This window comes from Limimaricola sp., from assembly GCF_016125575.1.
GTDB lineage: Bacteria > Pseudomonadota > Alphaproteobacteria > Rhodobacterales > Rhodobacteraceae > WGLM01.
On record NZ_WGLM01000004.1, the window covers coordinates 437,922 to 453,813 of the forward strand.

A 15,892-nucleotide genomic window follows, 5' to 3' on the forward strand; every position below is an offset into this window, starting at 1 on the left:
TGGGCGGCGGTGATGCCGCCCTGATGTCACGTGGCGCTGGGGCGCGCGGGCGGGCAAACGCATGTGGCAAAGCGCTTTCTGCTGCTTCCTTGCCGGCAGCCTAGGGCCCGAATCTTGAGATTCGGTAACCCGCGGTCAGAGGCCCGGGGCGGTTCCGCTTGCCGGCGGGGCGAAGCGCGACAAGAGGCTGGTGACCAACGCGCGGGTCTGGTCGGCTTGCGCCAGCGCGTCCTGCCCCAGCGCAAGGCTGGGTGGCGTCGGAGTGGTGGGCGTCGCGCGGTCCAGCATCGCCCGGCCGGCTTGCGACAGCAGGGGATCATCACTCTTGGCCAAACGGGCCCAGTCACCCGCCAGCCACGCCGCACCGCCGATGGCAACCGGGTCCGCGCCCGGTACGGTGGCGCCCTTGCCCGTCGCCTGCCCGTCGATCAACGCGCGCAGACGGCGGCGCTCGACCATGGCCGAGCGATCGGCCTCGTCCTGCAGCAACGGGCGCGCGGCCGCGCCAAACCCAAGGTCGATCAAGCGCGCGGCGACAAGGTTCTGCGTTGCCGAGTCGACCGGACCGGGCAAACCCGGCAGACTTTGGCGCAGGAAGGTGGCATCGTCGGCGGCGCGCGTCATCTCGATCACCACGGTGGACCGGGTGCGCCGGGCGAAGCTATCGGGCAACGGTGTGGCCGCGTCGTTCAGCAGGGCGAGCGCATCGGCATAGCGGCCAAGGCGCGCCAGCAGCGGCGCCTCGGCAGCGGCAAGGCGCGCGGCCTCGGCAGTGCCGCGGTTCTGGAATCGCAACGTGTCGGCCAAACCGACAAGGCCCGGATCTATTGGTTCACCGGTTTGCAACAACAGGTCAAAAAGCCGGGAAAGGTCCGCAGGGGGCAGCGTGCTGTCAGTCCGGGCCATCTCGGTCAGGCGGCGGATTGCGGAGTCGGGTGTGCCTGTATCGGCGGCCAGCGCGGCCTCGGCGCTGACCATCGCGGGGCCGGCAGCGGGGCTGCTGCGGCCAAGCACGTCGGCCGCGGGGCCGGGCAGCCCCGCCACACGCAGCGCATCGGCCAGGCGCGGTGCCAGTTGCGCCTGCAACAGCGCCGGCAGCGCGCGGTGGACCCGCTGGACGAGGGCGGCGTCGATGGTTCGGCCGCCGATCCTGCCACCGGCTGCGATAAGCGACCAGAACGCGATATCACCCGGGCATCCTGTCTGGTCGGCGAGGATAGCGGTTGGTGGCGGGCGCCCGTCGACAACGGCCGCAAGGGCGGCAAGGATGTCGTGGCGGCGCGAGCGGGTGGCGCCTTGCCGCAGCGCCGCGTCCGCCTCGGCACCGAAGCCGAAAGCGACATAGGTGCGCGCAAGGGCAGTCAGCGCGGCCGGATCGACGCGGTCGAGATCGGCCACCAGCGCGCGGCGCCGTGCGCCGAGCTGTGCAACAAACCCCGTATCGTCGACCCAACTGGCGATATCTAATTCGGCATCGCTCAGGCAGGCACCGCCATCCTCGGTCAGCTGTCGCGGGTTTGGTATCGCGGGCGCGTCACGATCAATGCTGGTTTCAAGGTGGAGGCCCGGCACTTTTGGATCGGTCACCAGCGCCGGTGCGGGGGGGGCTGCCGACGGCATCGTCTCGGCGGTTGCCACTATCGGTGTCGGGTCAGCTGCAGGTTCCGCGATGGCTGGCGGCGCGGCCTTTGTCACCGGCGTCAACAGGCCCTGCGTGGCGGCCCGGGCGATCCCATCGACAATGTCCTGCTGGACCCGGGCCAAACGCTCGGCCTGCATGGGAGAGGGGCCAGCATCGAAGGGCAGGCCCGGCGGCATGGGGGTGGCGGCCGCCGACAACACTGGCGGCAAGAGTGGTGTGGCCGAGACGGAATCAAATCGCTGTTCGAACCGCCGATCGGTCGGCGGGCCGTCGACGATATCGATCACCAGCCTTTCCGGCCGCCACAGGAATGCGCGCGCATGGCAATCGCAAGCCAGCGCAAGTTGCAGTTCGCCCGCCGCTGTCGGCATGACATCGCGCAGGCGCGCGCGCGGGATCCGATCAAATATGCCGGCAGGATCGAATCCGTCGGGCGCAGGATCGATCCGAAGAAGATATCCTTCCGCACCCCGGCCCAACTGCCAGTCAACGCCGGGGGGAAGCGTCAGGACGAGGCGGGAAAACCCCGGATGCTCGCCGCTGCGAAAGCGCACCGGCTCTGCCACGGCAGCCGACGGGCCGGGCCATGACGCCAACCAGACAAGCGCGGCAAGAAGCGCGAGCCGCGTCATGCCGCGGCCTGCCGCAGCGCCTTGAGCGCCTCTTCAAGATCGCCGTAACTGGGCCTGTTCGCGCCCGGCGCGTTCTGCCGCCCCACCTCGATGCAGATCGCCGGCGGGTGACGGTGCAGGTTCGCCACCAGCACTTCGCGGATCATCTGGTAGAAGTGCCCGTCCTCGCCAAGAACCGTCGTCAGACGCTGTGCAAAGGGGCTGACAAGCCCATAGGCCAGAAACACGCCCAGAAACGTGCCCACCAGCGCGCTGCCGATCATCGCGCCAAGGATCTCGGGCGGCTGATCGATCGAGCCCATCGTCTTGATCACACCCAGCACGGCGGCGACGATTCCCAGCGCGGGCAGGCCATCGGCCACGGCCTGCAGCGCATGCGGTGAATGCATCGCGCGGTGATGCGTCGCCTCGATCCGCTTTTCCAGCACCTCTTCCACCTGATGCGGATCGTCGTAGTTCATCGCCGCCGAGCGCAGCGTATCGCAGATCAGCGACACCGCCTCGTCATCGGCAAGGATCACGGGGTATTTCTGGAAGATGGCCGAGTCGTCGGGCCGTTCGATATGCTCTTCAATGGCGACGGGGCTGCTGCGGGCCAGTCGGATCAGCTCGTAAAGCAGGCAAAGCAGGTCGCGATAGTCGGCCGGCTTCCAGCGCGGTCCCTTGAACACCCGGCCAATGTCTCGCACCGTGTGCTTGATCGCGCCAAGGTCGTTGGACAGAACGAAGGCCCCGACCCCGGCGCCGCCGATCATGATCATCTCGAAAGGCAACGCCTCGATGATGATCTCGATCTTGCCGCCGTGGACCATGTAGCCCCCGAACACCATCACGAAAATGATCGCTATGCCGATGATGCCGATCAACGCGCCGCTCCTGTCCTTGCCCTGCGCAGCCTCGCACGGCCCCGTTAATGAAACCTCTCGGCGCGCCTAGTGCGTTGGCGCTGCCGCATTGCGACCGGCAAGGATCACGCTGACGGCATAGGCGGTGTCGGGTTGCAGCCCGGCCATCACGGCCGCCGCGGCGTCCGGACGCATCCGGCCCAGAAAACCGGCGGCAAAGGCCGGGTCCATCTGTTCGAACACGGCAGCGGCATCCTTGGGCTTCATGTTTTCGTAGACTGTCGTCAGCTGGCCCAGGTCCTTTTCGGCGGCGGTCTGGGCAACGGCCAGCGTCGCTTCTAAAGCGGCCTTCGCGGCGTCAAGCGCGGCAATCCGGTCATCAACCTGCGCCTGTGCGACCTTCAGTGCCTGTATCCGGTCGGCGATTTGCGCCTCGCGCGCCGAAAGATCGGCATCGCGCTGGCGGAACGCGGCCAGCATTGCCGAAAGCTGCGCGTCGTCGGGACAGGCCGCTCCGGGCACCACGGCGGTGCCCTGTGGGGCCGAGCCTGTCGCCATCGCCTGTTCCGCCACGCCGCCCAGCCGCATCATGGCCGAAAGAACCAGCAGCGCCACGAGAAGCGGCAGGATGCCCTGAACACGGCGCCGGGTCATGCTCCGATTCCTTCGAGACTACGCAGGAACCGGGGCGATTCGGGCGGCGCCTGCGGCGCCTCGTCGGGCAGATCGTGGAGCGAGGCCATCAGCAGTTCCAACCGGCGCGCTGCCGCCTCGGCCCGCGCGGTCGCCTCGGCCATATGTGCGGCCTGCTCGCTGCTGGCGGCGCGGGCGCGCTCCAGCGTGCGGGTCAGGTCATCGACCTGCGCCGACATCACGGCCACGGCGCCGCTGACGCCTTCGCGCATGTCGGTGAAGCGGCGCAGCCGTCGGGCCAGCACGTGGCAGTAGAATCCGGCCCCCAGCGCCCCGGCGGCCAGCAGGATGTTCGCAATCATGTCCATCGGCGTTTCCTTTCGCGCTTAGTTCAGGACGAATTCCATGATCAGCAGGTCTTTCACCTGCCCCTCGCCAGTGACGATCTGGATCCGGCGCAGCATTTGCCCGCGCAGCCGTACAAGGCCCGTCGGATCCTCAAGGTCGGCCATCTCGACCGCACGCAGGTAGGTGTTGAGGACGTCGACGATTCGCGGTTTGACCGCCGTGACGGCGTCCACCTTGTCCGGCGCGACTTCAAGCTGCGCCGAGAATCGAAGAAATCGCTGCTGGCCCGCGCCGGATAGCGACACGACCAGCGGATCAAGCGCAACAAACGCAGTCTTCACCACGGGCGCTGACGGGGCGTCGGTGGAACTGGCGGCCGCCTCGGTCGTTCCATGCGTACCGCCGAAGGGCAGTGTCCCCTGCATCAGGACGAATCCCCCGCCACCTCCGACGATTGCCAGAACAAGCCCCACCAGCAGCGGCATGCGCGAGCGCTTCGGGGCAGGCGGGACGGGATCGGCGGCGGTGGTCATCGGCTGTCCTCGTGGTTGCGGGTGGCCTCTCATAGCCCGGCAGGGACTAACCGATTGTTAAGTCTGATCGCGCATTGAGGGGTTGAGCGGGCAGAAGGCCCGTGGTGCGAGGAGGCAAGCCTTGGACGCTGTGTTGTCGCTTTGGAGAGGGCTGGACCTGCGCCGCCGTATGGCCGTCATCGGTGCCACGCTGGCCGTCTTTGCAGCGGTGCTTTTGCTGGCAGCGCGCACCGGTCAAGGCGACATGGCACTGCTTTATTCCGGGCTAGACCCGACCGCCGCGGGCGAGGTGCTGACCGCGCTCGATCAGCAAGCCGTCAAGTATGACGTGCGCGGCAGCGCGATCTATGTCGATGCCAGCCGGCGTGACGTTTTGCGGATGACGCTGGCCGGGCAGGGCCTGCCGGCGTCGTCGGCTCAGGGGTATGAAATCCTCGACGGGCTGTCGGGTTTTGGCACTACGGCGCAGATGTTCGATGCGGCCTACTGGCGCGCGAAGGAAGGCGAACTGGCGCGCACCATCCTTGCAAGCCCCTATGTTCGTGCGGCGCGGGTTCATATCTCTACCCCGGCGGCCAGCCCCTTTGCCCGCGACCAGCACCCGACAGCGGCGGTGACCGTCACGACCAGCGGCGGCGCACTGTCGGGCGCGCATGCACAGGCCGTGCGCTATCTCATCTCCGGTGCGGTGGCGGGCATGGCGCCCGAGGATGTCGCGGTGATCGACGCCGATCGCGGGCTGATCCCGGCCGACGATGCAGCGGGGCTGCCGGGCGCCAGCGCCCGTGCGGCAGAGTTGCGTGACAGGGCCACCCGGCTGCTGGAGGCGCGGGTGGGGCCGGGCAATGCCGTGGTCGAGGTTAGTCTCGAACCCGTCACCCAGACCGAGAAGGTGACCGAGCGCACCATCGCCCCCGACAGCCGCGTCGCGATCAGCACCGATGTTCAGGAAAAAACCGATGCATCACAGGATGCACAGGGCAATGCTGTCACCGTCGCCTCGAACCTGCCGGCCGGTGCCGGGGCGGGCGGGGGCAGCACCGGCGGCTCCTCCAGCAGTGGCAGCGAGACCCGGCAGCTGACTAATTACGACGTGTCCGAAACCCGGCGCGAGGTCGTACGTGCGGCCGGCGCGGTCAAGCGGCTGACGGTGGCAGTGCTGGTCAACGACACTGTCGTGACCGATTCCGCAGGCAAGGCCACCGTGACGCCGCGCAGTCCCGACGAACTTGATGCGCTCAAGGCGCTGGTCGCCTCGGCAGTGGGCCTCGACGAGACTCGAGGCGACGTGATCACCATCCGCGCAATGGCCTTCGAGGCGCTGTCCCCCCCGGGGACAGAGGCCGCAGTCGCGGCGACCCAACCGCTTGATACGATGACCCTGATCCAGGTTGGCGTACTGGCGCTGGTCAGTCTGATCCTTGGGCTGTTCGTTGTCCGTCCAGTGCTGCTGTCGGGGCGCACGGCCGCCTTGCCGCCGCCGATGCCGGCAATGCTGCCGGGCACAACCGCAAGCGCCACCGCTGCGGCAACCGGCGATGCGCTGGCCCTGCCCGGCGGCTCTGTCAAGGTTGAAGCCACCCCTCCCGAACCCGAGGCCGACCCGGTCGAGCGGTTGCGCGCCCTGATCGACAGCCGCCAGAACGAGACGTTGCAGATCCTGCGTAGCTGGATCGAAGAGCCCGAAGAGGCGGAACAGGCCTGATGCCCGCCTTGCTGCGCCTCGAAGATTTTGATCTGCCGCGCGCCACGCCGGCGGATGACGGCCCGCCGCCGCCCTCGCCCGAATACCTCGCCGGTCATGCTGCCGGCCTCGCCGATGCAGCGGCCGCGCAGGCCGCTCAACAGGCCGGACTGACCGAGGCCGCATTGCGCCTTCTCAACGATCTTGCATTCACCCATGCCGAGGCGCGCGGCCACGTCATGGCGGCCCTGCGGCCGCTTTTCGCCGCGATCGCGTCGCGCCTTTTGCCCGAAATGGCACATGTCGTCCTGGGCGCGCACCTTGCCGAGGGCCTTGGCCGCGCTGCCGCCGCGGCGTCCGAGGTGCCACTGGTGCTGCACCTGCATCCTGATACTGCCAGCCGGCTGGCCCCGCTCCTTGACGAGGTCGAGGGCCTGCGCCTTGTCCTGCGCCCCGATCCGGGTCTCGATCCATTGCAGGCCCGCTGGGCCACGGGCGACGGGGAAACCGAGCTCGACCTTGACGCGCTGGTCAACGAGATCCGCACCGTGCTTGCCGCCATCCATCCCCCGTCTGAAGGAGAGACCGCCGATGAACGACCAGCCCAAGCATCCGCTCAAGGACAGCCTTGAACACCCATTGCGCAACGTGCCCATCGAGATCGCCGTGACCGTCGGCCGAACCCGCCCGCTTGTGCGCGACCTTCTGACGATGGGTGAAAACGCGGTTCTGCCGCTCGACCGCCGCATCGATGACCCCGTCGAACTGTGGGTCGGCGACCGCCTGATCGCGCGCGGCGAACTGCAGGAGATGGAGGGCGGCGAACCCGGGCAATTGGCTGTCCGCCTGACAGAGGTCACGTCGCTTGCCCCCGACCCGTCCTGAACCATGCGCGCGCTGATCCTTCTTTCACTTGCGCTGGCATTTGTCGCCCATCCGGCCGCGGCGCAGGATCTGACGCTGTCGTTGGGAAATGATGCGTCGCTCAGCGCCCGCACTGTCCAGCTTTTCGTGCTGATCACGGTACTCAGCGTCGTGCCGGGGCTGGCGATCATGATCACCTGCTTTCCTTTCATCGTCACCGTGCTGGCGATCCTGCGTCAGGCGCTGGGCCTGCAGCAGTCGCCGCCCAACATGCTGATCGTCAGCCTCGCTCTGTTCCTGACCTATTTCGTGATGGAACCGGTCTTTACCGCCGCATGGACCGCGGGCGTCGACCCGTTGCTGGCCGGCAAGCTGACGATGGAGCAGGCCTTTGCCGCGGGTATCGCGCCATTCCGCACCTTCATGGCGGGCCGGATCGCTCCCGACACCTTCCACGCGCTGGCCGCCCTGCGCCCCGACCTTGCCACCGCCACGCCGGTGGGCGATGCGCCACTGTCGGTGTTGATCCCTTCGTTCATGCTCAGCGAGATTGCCCGTGCTTTCCAGGTGGGATTCCTGATCTTCCTGCCGTTTCTCGTGATCGACCTCGTCGTTTCGGCGGTGCTGATGTCGATGGGCATGATGATGGTGCCGCCCGCCATCGTCTCGCTACCGTTCAAGCTGGCCTTCTTCGTGGTCGCAGACGGATGGACGCTGCTGGCAACCAGCCTTGTGCGCAGCTATTTCTAGGCCACTTCTGCGCCCCGGCGTCAGTCGATCGGGGCGAAATTGTCAGCCCGGGCCCGGTCCCAGCGGGTCTTGTAGCCAAGCGCGTCCTGTCCCTTTTCTAGCAGGAAACCTTCGGGCAGGTATGGGAAGGCCTCGTCGCCGGTCACCATGTTCCCGTCATTCTGCCGGGTCATGAAGTGGCGCGGCAGGAAATGGCGCGGGTCTTCCAGCCCGGCGGCACCGGCCATTTCGCCCAGCGCTTTCAGCGTGTTGGCATGAAACCGCGCGACCCGCGTGCTCTTGTCACCCACGTCAAGCGCGCGCTGGCGCAACGGATCCTGCGTGGCCACGCCGACCGGGCAGCGGTTGGTGTGACAGGACTGCGCCTGGATGCAGCCCACCGCGAACATGAAACCTCGGGCCGAGTTGCACCAATCGGCCCCCAGCGCCAGTGCGCGGGCGATGTCGAAGGCCGAAATCAGCTTGCCCGCCGCGCCAATCTTGATCCGGTCGCGCAGCCCGGCACCGCGCAGCGTGTTGTGCACGAAGGTCAGCCCCTCGACCATCGGCATGCCGACATGGTTGGCGAATTCCAGCGGCGCGGCACCGGTGCCGCCCTCCTTGCCATCGACGACGATGAAATCGGGGGTAATGCCGGTTTCCAGCATCGCCTTGACGATACACATGAATTCGCGCCGGTGCCCGATGCACAGCTTGAACCCCACGGGCTTGCCAGCCGACAACTCGCGCAGCTGGCGCATGAACTCCATCAGCTCCAGCGGTGTACTGAAGGCGCTGTGCGCCGAAGGCGATATGCAATCCTTGCCCATCGGCACACCGCGCGCCTCGGCGATCTCGGGCGTAACCTTTGCGCCGGGCAGGACCCCGCCATGACCGGGCTTGGCCCCTTGGCTCAGCTTCAGCTCGATCATCTTGACTTGCGGGTCGGCGGCCTGCGTCTTGAAGGTGTCTGGCGCGAACTTGCCTTCATCGGTGCGGCACCCGAAATAGCCCGACCCGATCTCCCAGATCAGGTCACCCCCCGGCTTGCGGTGATAACGGCTGATGCTGCCCTCACCGGTGTCATGTGCAAACCCGCCAATCCGCGCGCCGGTATTCAGCGCAAGGATCGCGTTGGCCGAAAGCGCGCCAAAGCTCATCGCCGAGATGTTGTAGAGCGAGGCATTGTAGGGCTGCGTGCAGTCCGGCCCGCCGATGGTCACCCGAAAGTCCGTGTTGTCGACATGCACGGGTTTGATCGAATGGGTCAGCCAGGAATAGCCCGATTCATACACCCGCAGCCGGGTGCCGAACGGGCGCTTGTCCTCCACCCCCTTTGCGCGCTGGTAGACCAGCGACCGCGCGTCACGGCTAAAAGGCTCTTCGTCGTTGTCGCTTTCGATCAGGTATTGCCGGATTTCCGGGCGGATCCCCTCGAACAGGAACCGCATGTGGCCGATCACGGGATAGTTGCGCAGGATCGAATGCGCCGGTTGCACGAGGTCTCGCAGGCCCAGTACCGTCAGAAATCCGAAGATCGCGACAGCGATCCACGCCCAGTCCGACCAGACCAACAGAACCAGCGAGCCGAGTGTCAGTGCCGCAACGGCCGCGAGCGCGGTGTAGCGTTCCATCGAGCGCAAGGTGTGCATGTTCTCTTCGTCCTTCCGGTTGCGCCTTTCCGGATCACGCTAGCAGCAATGGCGCACGAGGGGCGACCCCTTACAATCAGCGGTGAGCCCGCGGCGCGAACTGCGCATCGCCGGTCTAGTCTGGCGCCAGTCGCACCGGCGGGCGGCGGTGACACCACGGGCGCGCGGCCTCCAGTTCGGCGCAAAGCGCGATAAGCTCTTCGTCGGCGCCGAAGGGCGCGGCGACGTGAACCCCCACCGGCAGCCCGTCCTCGGTCCAGTGCAGCGGCATGCTGGCGGCGGGCTGGCCGCTGGCGTTGAAGGCCGCGCAGAATGGCGAATAGGCAAAGACGCCACCGGGCCCGATGCGGAAGCCCTCGTAATCCTCGGTGTCATGCGCAAAGCGGCCCACCTCGGCCGGCGGCTCGGCCAGCGTGGGGCTGACCAGAATATCCCAATCGGCAAAAAAGTTCGCCATCTCGCGGCCATAGGCGTGGATACGTTCGACGGCCGCGAGGTAATCGGCGCCGCTGATGCCCTCGGCATAGGCCAGAGCCCCGCGCGAAACGCCTTCAAGATCGCCCGGCAACAGATCACGCCCGCGTGCGGCCAGCGCCCCGCGCACACCAAGGGCCGTGCCGCAGGCAACGATCTGCGTCCATGCCCGCATCATGCTCTCGTGGTCGGCCTGTGGGCGGGCGAGGTCCACATCATGGCCCAGATCGGCCAGCAGGGCGCCGGTCTCGGTCACTGCGCGGGTGCAGTCGGGGTGAACGGCCGCGCCGCTGAAGGTCGTGGGGCAAAGTGCCACGCGCAGCCGCCGGGGCGGCGCGGCGATGGCGGCGCGGTATCCCTTTTCCATCGGCGGGGCCCAGTAGGGCGCGCCGCTGTCCGGCCCGGCGCAAGCGTCCATCAGTGTCGCATTGTCGCGCACCGAACGGGTCAGAAAGCCGTCGATCGACATTCCGGCCCAGCCTTCGCCAGCATCCGGTCCGTCAGGAAACCGCCCACGGGTTGCCTTGAACCCGAACAACCCGCAACTCGACGCCGGGATCCGCACCGACCCACCCCCGTCCGAGCCATGCGCGATGGGCACGATCCCTGCCGCCACCGCCGCCCCCGCGCCGCCCGAGGAGCCGCCCGAGGTGCGGGTCAGATCCCACGGATTGCGCGTCGGCCCGCCATAGACGGCAGCCTCGGTCGCCGCGCCGATCCCGCCCTCGGGTGACGTGGTGCGCCCGAAGGTGACCACGCCCGTTGCCGCGATCCGCTCGAAGATTGTGCTGTTGCGCCGATAGGTCGTGTTGCGCAGCAGGGCCGAGCCATTGTGCGACGGAAACTCCACCGCCTCGCAGCCCAGATCCTTCAGAAGGAACGGCACACCCCGGAACGGCCCCTGCGGCAGCCCCTCGCGGATGTGGCGCCGCGCCGTGCGTTCCTGCACCAGCACCACGGCGTTCAGCCTCGGGTTCAATGCTGCGACCCTCTCCAGCGCCGCGTCCAGCAACTCGTCCGGGCTAACCTCGGCGCGGGCGACCAATGCGGCCAGACCGGTTGCATCATGGGCTTCGTAATCCATCGCCGGCCCCTCCTTGGCGACAGTTGACTCCGCCCCGTCCCGATGCGCAAGCCGTCCCTTCCCCTGCGCCCCCCGTCGCACTAGGTTCTCCCTCGAAAGAGAGGGACCATGCCAGCCATCGTCCAGGTCCGTGACCTGACCAAGCGTTACGCATCGGGCTTTACCGCGCTCGACAAGGTCAACCTCGACATCGAGGAGGGCGAGATCATCGCGCTTCTCGGCCCCAACGGTGCGGGCAAGACGACGCTGATCTCCACCATCTGCGGCATCACCGTGCCGACCTCTGGCAGCGTCAGCGTGGGCGGGCATGACGTGGTGCGCGATTTCCGCGCCGCGCGCAGCCTGATCGGGCTGGTGCCGCAGGAGATCAACCTTGAACCCTTCGAGAAGGTGTTCAACACCGTCAGCTTCACCCGCGGCCTTTTCGGCAAGCGCCGCGACGATGCATTTATCGAAAAAGTGTTGGCCCAGCTTTCGCTGCTGGACAAGAAAGACAGCACCGCGCGGCAGCTTTCGGGCGGCATGCGCCGGCGCGTGCTGATCGCCAAGGCGCTGGCGCATGAACCGCGCGTGCTGTTTCTGGACGAGCCCACCGCCGGCGTCGACGTAGAGCTGCGTAAGGACATGTGGGAGGTCGTGGCCGAGCTGAAGAAATCCGGCGTCACGATCATCCTGACGACCCATTACATCGAAGAGGCCGAGGCGATCGCCGACCGCATCGGCGTGATCAACAAGGGCCGTATCCTGCTGGTCGAGGACAAGGCCGCGCTGATGAAGCGGATGGGGCGCAAACACCTTGTCATCGAACTTGTCGATCCGGTGACCACGCTGCCCTCCGGGCTGGAGCAATACGGGCTGCAGCGCAGCGAGGACGGTCAACACCTGACCTACGACTACGACACCACAGGCGAGCGCACTGGAATCACCCGCCTGCTGGCCGATCTGCAGGCGGCGGGCATCAAGATGCGCGACTTGCGGACCGCTGAAAGCAGCCTCGAGGAAATCTTTGTCGGGCTTGTGAAGGAAAACGCATGAACCTGCGCGCCATCTTCGCGATTTACCGCTTCGAGATGACACGGTTCTTCCGGTCCATCCTGCAATCGCTGGTTTCGCCGGTGATCTCGACCTCGCTTTACTTCGTGGTCTTCGGCGCCGCCATTGGCAGCCGCATCACCCAGGTCGAGGGGGTCAGCTACGGCGCCTTCATCGTGCCGGGGCTGATCATGCTGTCGGTGATGACGCAGGCCACGTCGAACGCCAGCTTCGGCATCTACTTTCCCAAGTTCATCGGCACGATCTACGAAATCCTGTCGGCCCCTGTCACCTTCATCGAAATCACGATCGGCTATGTGGGCGCGGCGGCAACGAAATCGCTGATCATCGGGTCGGTGATCCTGGCCACCTCTTTTCTTTTCGTCGATGTCCACATCGCCCACCCCCTGGCGATGCTGGCCTTCCTTCTGATGACCTGCATCAGCTTTGCCCTCTTCGGTTTCATCATCGGCATCTGGGCGGGCAATTTTGAACAGTTGCAGCTGATCCCGCTCTTGATCATCACGCCGCTGGTTTTTCTGGGCGGCAGTTTTTATTCCACCACCATGCTTCCGCCGTTCTGGCAGGTGGTGACATTGCTCAATCCGGTGCATTATCTGATTTCCGGCTTTCGGTGGTCTTTCATCGAACAGGCTGACGTGCCGATCGGGATCAGCCTGCTGGCCATCGCGACATTCATGGCGCTTTGCCTCTCGGCGATCTGGTGGATCTTCCGCACCGGCTGGCGCATTCGGCAGTAACCGGCTTGTCCCGCGTTGCGCCCCTGCCTAAGTGAAAGCCCATGCAGTTGAACCTCCCCTTCATCAACCGTCCCCCGCTTGTCGCGGTGATCCGCTTGCAGGGTGCTATCGCCAATGCCGCGCGGGGGCTTGACGATCCGGGCCTCGGGCCGGTGATCGAACGGGCCTTTGCCAAGGGCAAACCAACCGCCGTTGCGCTGCAGATCAACTCGCCCGGAGGCTCGCCGGTACAATCCTCGCTGATCGCGGCGCGGATCCGGCGGCTGGCGGACGAAAAGAAGGTGCCAGTCTTCGCCTTCGTCGAGGATGTCGCGGCATCGGGCGGCTACTGGCTCGCCTGCGCCGCGGACGAGATCTTTGCCGACCGCGGCTCTATCCTCGGCTCCATCGGCGTTATCTCGGCCGGCTTCGGCCTGCACGAGGCCATCGCGCGCTACGGCGTCGAACGCCGGGTCCATACCGCCGGCACCTCGAAATCCATGCTGGACCCGTTCCGCCCCGAAAAGCCCGAGGATGTGGCCCGGCTGGAAGGGTGGCTGACCGACCTGCACGCCTATTTCATCGACCATGTGAAATCCCGCCGTGGGCCGCGCCTCAAGGACGATCCTGCGCTTTTCTCGGGCGAGGTCTGGATCGGCGACAAGGCCGTCGAAGTGGGCCTTGCCGACGCGATCGGCCACCTTGTGCCCACGATGAAGGCCCGGTTTGGCGACAAGGTGCGCTTTCGCCGCTATGCGCCGCGCCGTTCGCTGTTCCAGCGCTTCGGCGCGCAAATCGTCGGCGACGTGATCGACGGGGTTGAGGAGCGCGCGGCCTACGCGCGGTTCGGCATCGGGTGATCGTCAAGGTCGTCACCCTGTTTCTTGTCGGGATCATGATCCTCGGCATTTTCGGCAAGTTCCGCTTTCCGGGGCAAGACCGGCTGGCTTCGGCGAAGTGCCCACATTGCGGGCGTTTTCGCATCGGTAAGGGGCCATGCCCCTGCGGTGGGAAGGGACGCGGCTGATGGCTTGGCTGATGGTCCTGGTGGGCCTCGTGATTCTGCTTTTTGCGGGCGACGCGCTGGTGAAGGGTGCCGTCAACCTGTCGCTACGGCTGGGCGTGCCCGCGTTGATCGTATCGCTGACCATCGTGGCCTTTGGTACCTCGGCACCGGAGCTTCTGGTCTCGATCCAGGCAGTGATGGACAATGCCTCGGGCATCGCGCTGGGTAACGTGGTGGGGTCGAACACGGCCAATATCCTGCTGGTGCTGGGTATCCCGGCGCTGATCACCACTATCCATGCCAGCCGGTCCGAGACGCGCAACAGCTTCGTGCAGATGATCGGCGCAAGTCTTCTGTTCATCGCGCTCTGCGCATTCGGCACGCTGACATGGATCAGCGGACTGGTCCTGCTGGTCGGGCTGGCGTTGATGCTGGCCCATGCCGGGCGGTCCGCCGCGCGCCAACGCGAGAGCGATGTCGAAGGGGCCGATCCGGACATGCCTTGGCCGTGGATCATGGCCTTTCTTGTCGGGGGCCTTGTTGGTCTGCCGCTTGGCGCGCACCTTCTGGTCGAGGGCGCAGTCAGCATCGCCCGCGCCTATGGCGTCAGCGAAACCGTGATCGGGCTGACCCTTGTCGCCATCGGCACGTCGCTGCCGGAACTGGCGACCACCGTGATGGCCGCTCGGCGTCAGCAGGCCGACGTGGCGCTGGGCAACGTCATCGGGTCGAACATGTTCAACCTTCTTGGCATCATGGGCATCGCCAGCCTTGTCGGGCCCGTTCAGGTTGATCCGATGTTCCTGACGCGCGATCTCTGGATCATGCTCGCCGCGTCGCTGCTGCTGGTTCCGGCCGTGTTTTTCGGGCGCGATCTTACCAAGGCATGGGGCGTGGGCTTGTCGGCACTCTATCTGGTCTATCTGATGGCCGTGCTTGGCTGAGGAGACGGCAGTGGACAAACGGGCATTGGTGACAGGCGCAGGCGCCCGTCTGGGACAGGCGATGGCCATTTACCTTGGCCAGCGCGGCTTTGACGTGGCCGTCCACTACGCCGGGTCCAAAGACGGCGCCGAGGAGACCGCTGCCGCCATTCGCGCCGCGGGCCGCCGCGCGGTTACCCTTCAGGCCGACCTGCTGGACGAAGACGCCACCCAAGGACTGGTCCCGCGCGCGATGGAGGCATTGGGCGGCCCGCTGGGCTGCCTTGTAAACAACGCGTCCATCTTCGAATACGACACGCTTGCAAGTGCTACGCGCACCGGCTGGGATCGGCACATCGAGTCCAACTTGCGTGCGCCGTTCGTGCTGACGCAGGCGATGGCCGCCCATGTCCCCGATGCTAATGAAGACAATGGTGAACCGATCGCCACGGGCCTAGTCGTCAACATGATCGACCAGCGGGTGCTGAAACCCACGCCCGAATTCATGACCTACACCATCGCCAAGATGGGCCTTTGGGCCTTTACCCGCACCGCTGCACAGGCGCTGGCGCCGCGCGTCAGGATCAATGCGATCGGCCCCGGCCCGACGTTGCGTGGCGCGCGCCAGACCGCCGAACATTTCCGCAAACAACGCGCGGCGACGATCCTTGGCCGCGGCGCGAACCCCGCCGACATCACCGCGGCCTTGGGATATTTCCTCGATGCGCCTGCCGTGACGGGCCAGATTCTTTGTGTTGATGGCGGTCAGCATCTTGCCTGGAAGACGCCCGACGTGCTTGGGCCCGAGTGACCCAAGGGCAGAGTTGTGCACCGCGTCACGGGTTCGTTACAAATCGTTCATGATTCCTTATGTTTTTCAGTGATTTGCGACGCATCAGAAATAATTCGTATTGTTTTCAATGACCTGCAAAGTCGCCCAAAAAATAGGCAAGTAGATCAGGCGACAGGAAAACAAGGCAGATTCCCCCGTCTCCACGCTTCACCCCCAAGGTTATCCACAAAAAACGGGGATAGCTTTGCTCTTGAACTTGCGCCGATTATCCTCCTTGC

General features: G+C 66.1%; 16 protein-coding genes. 9 read left to right on the forward strand and 7 right to left on the reverse strand.

The window, feature by feature from the left end; translation table 11 throughout:
* Positions 1-135: 135 nt before the first annotated feature.
* The 5 genes from GC146_RS09055 to GC146_RS09075 form a co-directional block, all read right to left on the reverse strand.
* Positions 136-2,274, reverse strand: a complete 2,139-nt coding sequence (locus GC146_RS09055) for a hypothetical protein (protein WP_291837237.1) — start codon at positions 2,272-2,274, stop codon at positions 136-138.
* Positions 2,271-3,140, reverse strand: a complete 870-nt coding sequence (gene motA, locus GC146_RS09060) for a flagellar motor stator protein MotA (protein WP_291837238.1) — start codon at positions 3,138-3,140, stop codon at positions 2,271-2,273. Before motA ends, GC146_RS09055 begins: the two co-directional genes overlap by 4 nt.
* 66 nt (positions 3,141-3,206) lie before the next feature.
* The gene (locus GC146_RS09065; protein WP_291837239.1) at positions 3,207-3,773 is read right to left on the reverse strand and encodes a hypothetical protein; all 567 of its coding nucleotides are present in this window, start codon (positions 3,771-3,773) and stop codon (positions 3,207-3,209) included.
* Entirely contained in the window at positions 3,770-4,120 is a 351-nt protein-coding gene (locus GC146_RS09070; RefSeq protein WP_291837240.1) for a hypothetical protein, read from the reverse strand. The genes GC146_RS09065 and GC146_RS09070 overlap by 4 nt, the downstream gene beginning before the upstream one ends.
* 18 nt (positions 4,121-4,138) lie before the next feature.
* Positions 4,139-4,633 carry a flagellar basal body-associated FliL family protein gene (locus GC146_RS09075; protein ID WP_291837241.1) on the reverse strand — a complete coding sequence of 165 codons (495 nt, stop codon included), beginning with the start codon at positions 4,631-4,633 and terminating at the stop codon, positions 4,139-4,141.
* 121 nt (positions 4,634-4,754) lie between these two features.
* On the opposite strand from GC146_RS09075, the gene fliF reads away from it, so the two are divergent.
* From fliF to fliP, 4 genes are read left to right on the forward strand one after another with little or no spacing between them, the layout of a single operon-like run.
* Positions 4,755-6,338: a flagellar basal-body MS-ring/collar protein FliF gene (fliF, locus tag GC146_RS09080; RefSeq protein WP_291837242.1), complete on the forward strand. Its 1,584-nt coding sequence runs from the start codon at positions 4,755-4,757 to the stop codon at positions 6,336-6,338.
* Complete coding sequence (locus GC146_RS09085) at positions 6,338-6,949, forward strand: hypothetical protein (protein ID WP_291837243.1); 612 nt, start codon at positions 6,338-6,340, stop codon at positions 6,947-6,949. Before fliF ends, GC146_RS09085 begins: the two co-directional genes overlap by 1 nt.
* Positions 6,909-7,202 carry a FliM/FliN family flagellar motor switch protein gene (locus tag GC146_RS09090; protein WP_291837244.1) on the forward strand — a complete coding sequence of 98 codons (294 nt, stop codon included), beginning with the start codon at positions 6,909-6,911 and terminating at the stop codon, positions 7,200-7,202. The genes GC146_RS09085 and GC146_RS09090 overlap by 41 nt, the downstream gene beginning before the upstream one ends.
* A 3-nt stretch (positions 7,203-7,205) precedes the next feature.
* Entirely contained in the window at positions 7,206-7,931 is a 726-nt protein-coding gene (fliP, locus tag GC146_RS09095) for a flagellar type III secretion system pore protein FliP (protein WP_291837245.1), read from the forward strand.
* A gap of 20 nt (positions 7,932-7,951) precedes the next feature.
* Here the strand turns inward: fliP and GC146_RS09100 are convergent, their stop codons facing one another.
* Together GC146_RS09100 and GC146_RS09105 are read right to left on the reverse strand one after the other, a co-directional pair.
* On the reverse strand, positions 7,952-9,562 hold the full coding sequence (locus GC146_RS09100; RefSeq protein ID WP_291837246.1) for an FMN-binding glutamate synthase family protein: 1,611 nt from the start codon (positions 9,560-9,562) through the stop codon (positions 7,952-7,954).
* Positions 9,563-9,677: 115 nt separating this feature from the next.
* Entirely contained in the window at positions 9,678-11,120 is a 1,443-nt protein-coding gene (locus GC146_RS09105) for an amidase (protein WP_291837248.1), read from the reverse strand.
* A gap of 108 nt (positions 11,121-11,228) precedes the next feature.
* Between GC146_RS09105 and GC146_RS09110 the strand changes: the two genes are divergently transcribed.
* From GC146_RS09110 to GC146_RS09130, 5 genes are all read left to right on the forward strand, one after another.
* Positions 11,229-12,155 carry an ABC transporter ATP-binding protein gene (locus tag GC146_RS09110; protein ID WP_291837250.1) on the forward strand — a complete coding sequence of 309 codons (927 nt, stop codon included), beginning with the start codon at positions 11,229-11,231 and terminating at the stop codon, positions 12,153-12,155.
* A complete protein-coding gene (locus tag GC146_RS09115) occupies positions 12,152-12,913 on the forward strand; it encodes an ABC transporter permease (RefSeq protein WP_291837252.1) in 762 nt (253 codons plus the stop codon). The genes GC146_RS09110 and GC146_RS09115 overlap by 4 nt, the downstream gene beginning before the upstream one ends.
* A 41-nt stretch (positions 12,914-12,954) precedes the next feature.
* Entirely contained in the window at positions 12,955-13,752 is a 798-nt protein-coding gene (locus tag GC146_RS09120; protein ID WP_291837254.1) for a S49 family peptidase, read from the forward strand.
* A 136-nt stretch (positions 13,753-13,888) separates the two neighbouring features.
* On the forward strand, positions 13,889-14,842 hold the full coding sequence (locus GC146_RS09125) for a calcium/sodium antiporter (RefSeq protein WP_291837256.1): 954 nt from the start codon (positions 13,889-13,891) through the stop codon (positions 14,840-14,842).
* Positions 14,843-14,852: 10 nt separating this feature from the next.
* The gene (locus tag GC146_RS09130; RefSeq protein WP_291837258.1) at positions 14,853-15,632 is read left to right on the forward strand and encodes an SDR family oxidoreductase; all 780 of its coding nucleotides are present in this window, start codon (positions 14,853-14,855) and stop codon (positions 15,630-15,632) included.
* Positions 15,633-15,892: the final 260 nt, after the last annotated feature.

Coding starts and splice junctions, on each gene's coding strand:
- GC146_RS09055 (WP_291837237.1), bottom strand. CDS start 2,274: ATGACGCGGCTCGCGCTTCTTGCCGCGCTTGTCTGGTTGGCGTCATGG.
- GC146_RS09065 (WP_291837239.1), bottom strand. CDS start 3,773: ATGACCCGGCGCCGTGTTCAGGGCATCCTGCCGCTTCTCGTGGCGCTG.
- GC146_RS09070 (WP_291837240.1), bottom strand. CDS start 4,120: ATGGACATGATTGCGAACATCCTGCTGGCCGCCGGGGCGCTGGGGGCC.
- GC146_RS09075 (WP_291837241.1), bottom strand. CDS start 4,633: ATGACCACCGCCGCCGATCCCGTCCCGCCTGCCCCGAAGCGCTCGCGC.
- GC146_RS09085 (WP_291837243.1), top strand. CDS start 6,338: ATGCCCGCCTTGCTGCGCCTCGAAGATTTTGATCTGCCGCGCGCCACG.
- GC146_RS09090 (WP_291837244.1), top strand. CDS start 6,909: ATGAACGACCAGCCCAAGCATCCGCTCAAGGACAGCCTTGAACACCCA.
- fliP (WP_291837245.1), top strand. CDS start 7,206: ATGCGCGCGCTGATCCTTCTTTCACTTGCGCTGGCATTTGTCGCCCAT.
- GC146_RS09100 (WP_291837246.1), bottom strand. CDS start 9,562: ATGCACACCTTGCGCTCGATGGAACGCTACACCGCGCTCGCGGCCGTT.
- GC146_RS09105 (WP_291837248.1), bottom strand. CDS start 11,120: ATGGATTACGAAGCCCATGATGCAACCGGTCTGGCCGCATTGGTCGCC.
- GC146_RS09110 (WP_291837250.1), top strand. CDS start 11,229: ATGCCAGCCATCGTCCAGGTCCGTGACCTGACCAAGCGTTACGCATCG.
- GC146_RS09115 (WP_291837252.1), top strand. CDS start 12,152: ATGAACCTGCGCGCCATCTTCGCGATTTACCGCTTCGAGATGACACGG.
- GC146_RS09120 (WP_291837254.1), top strand. CDS start 12,955: ATGCAGTTGAACCTCCCCTTCATCAACCGTCCCCCGCTTGTCGCGGTG.
- GC146_RS09125 (WP_291837256.1), top strand. CDS start 13,889: ATGCCCCTGCGGTGGGAAGGGACGCGGCTGATGGCTTGGCTGATGGTC.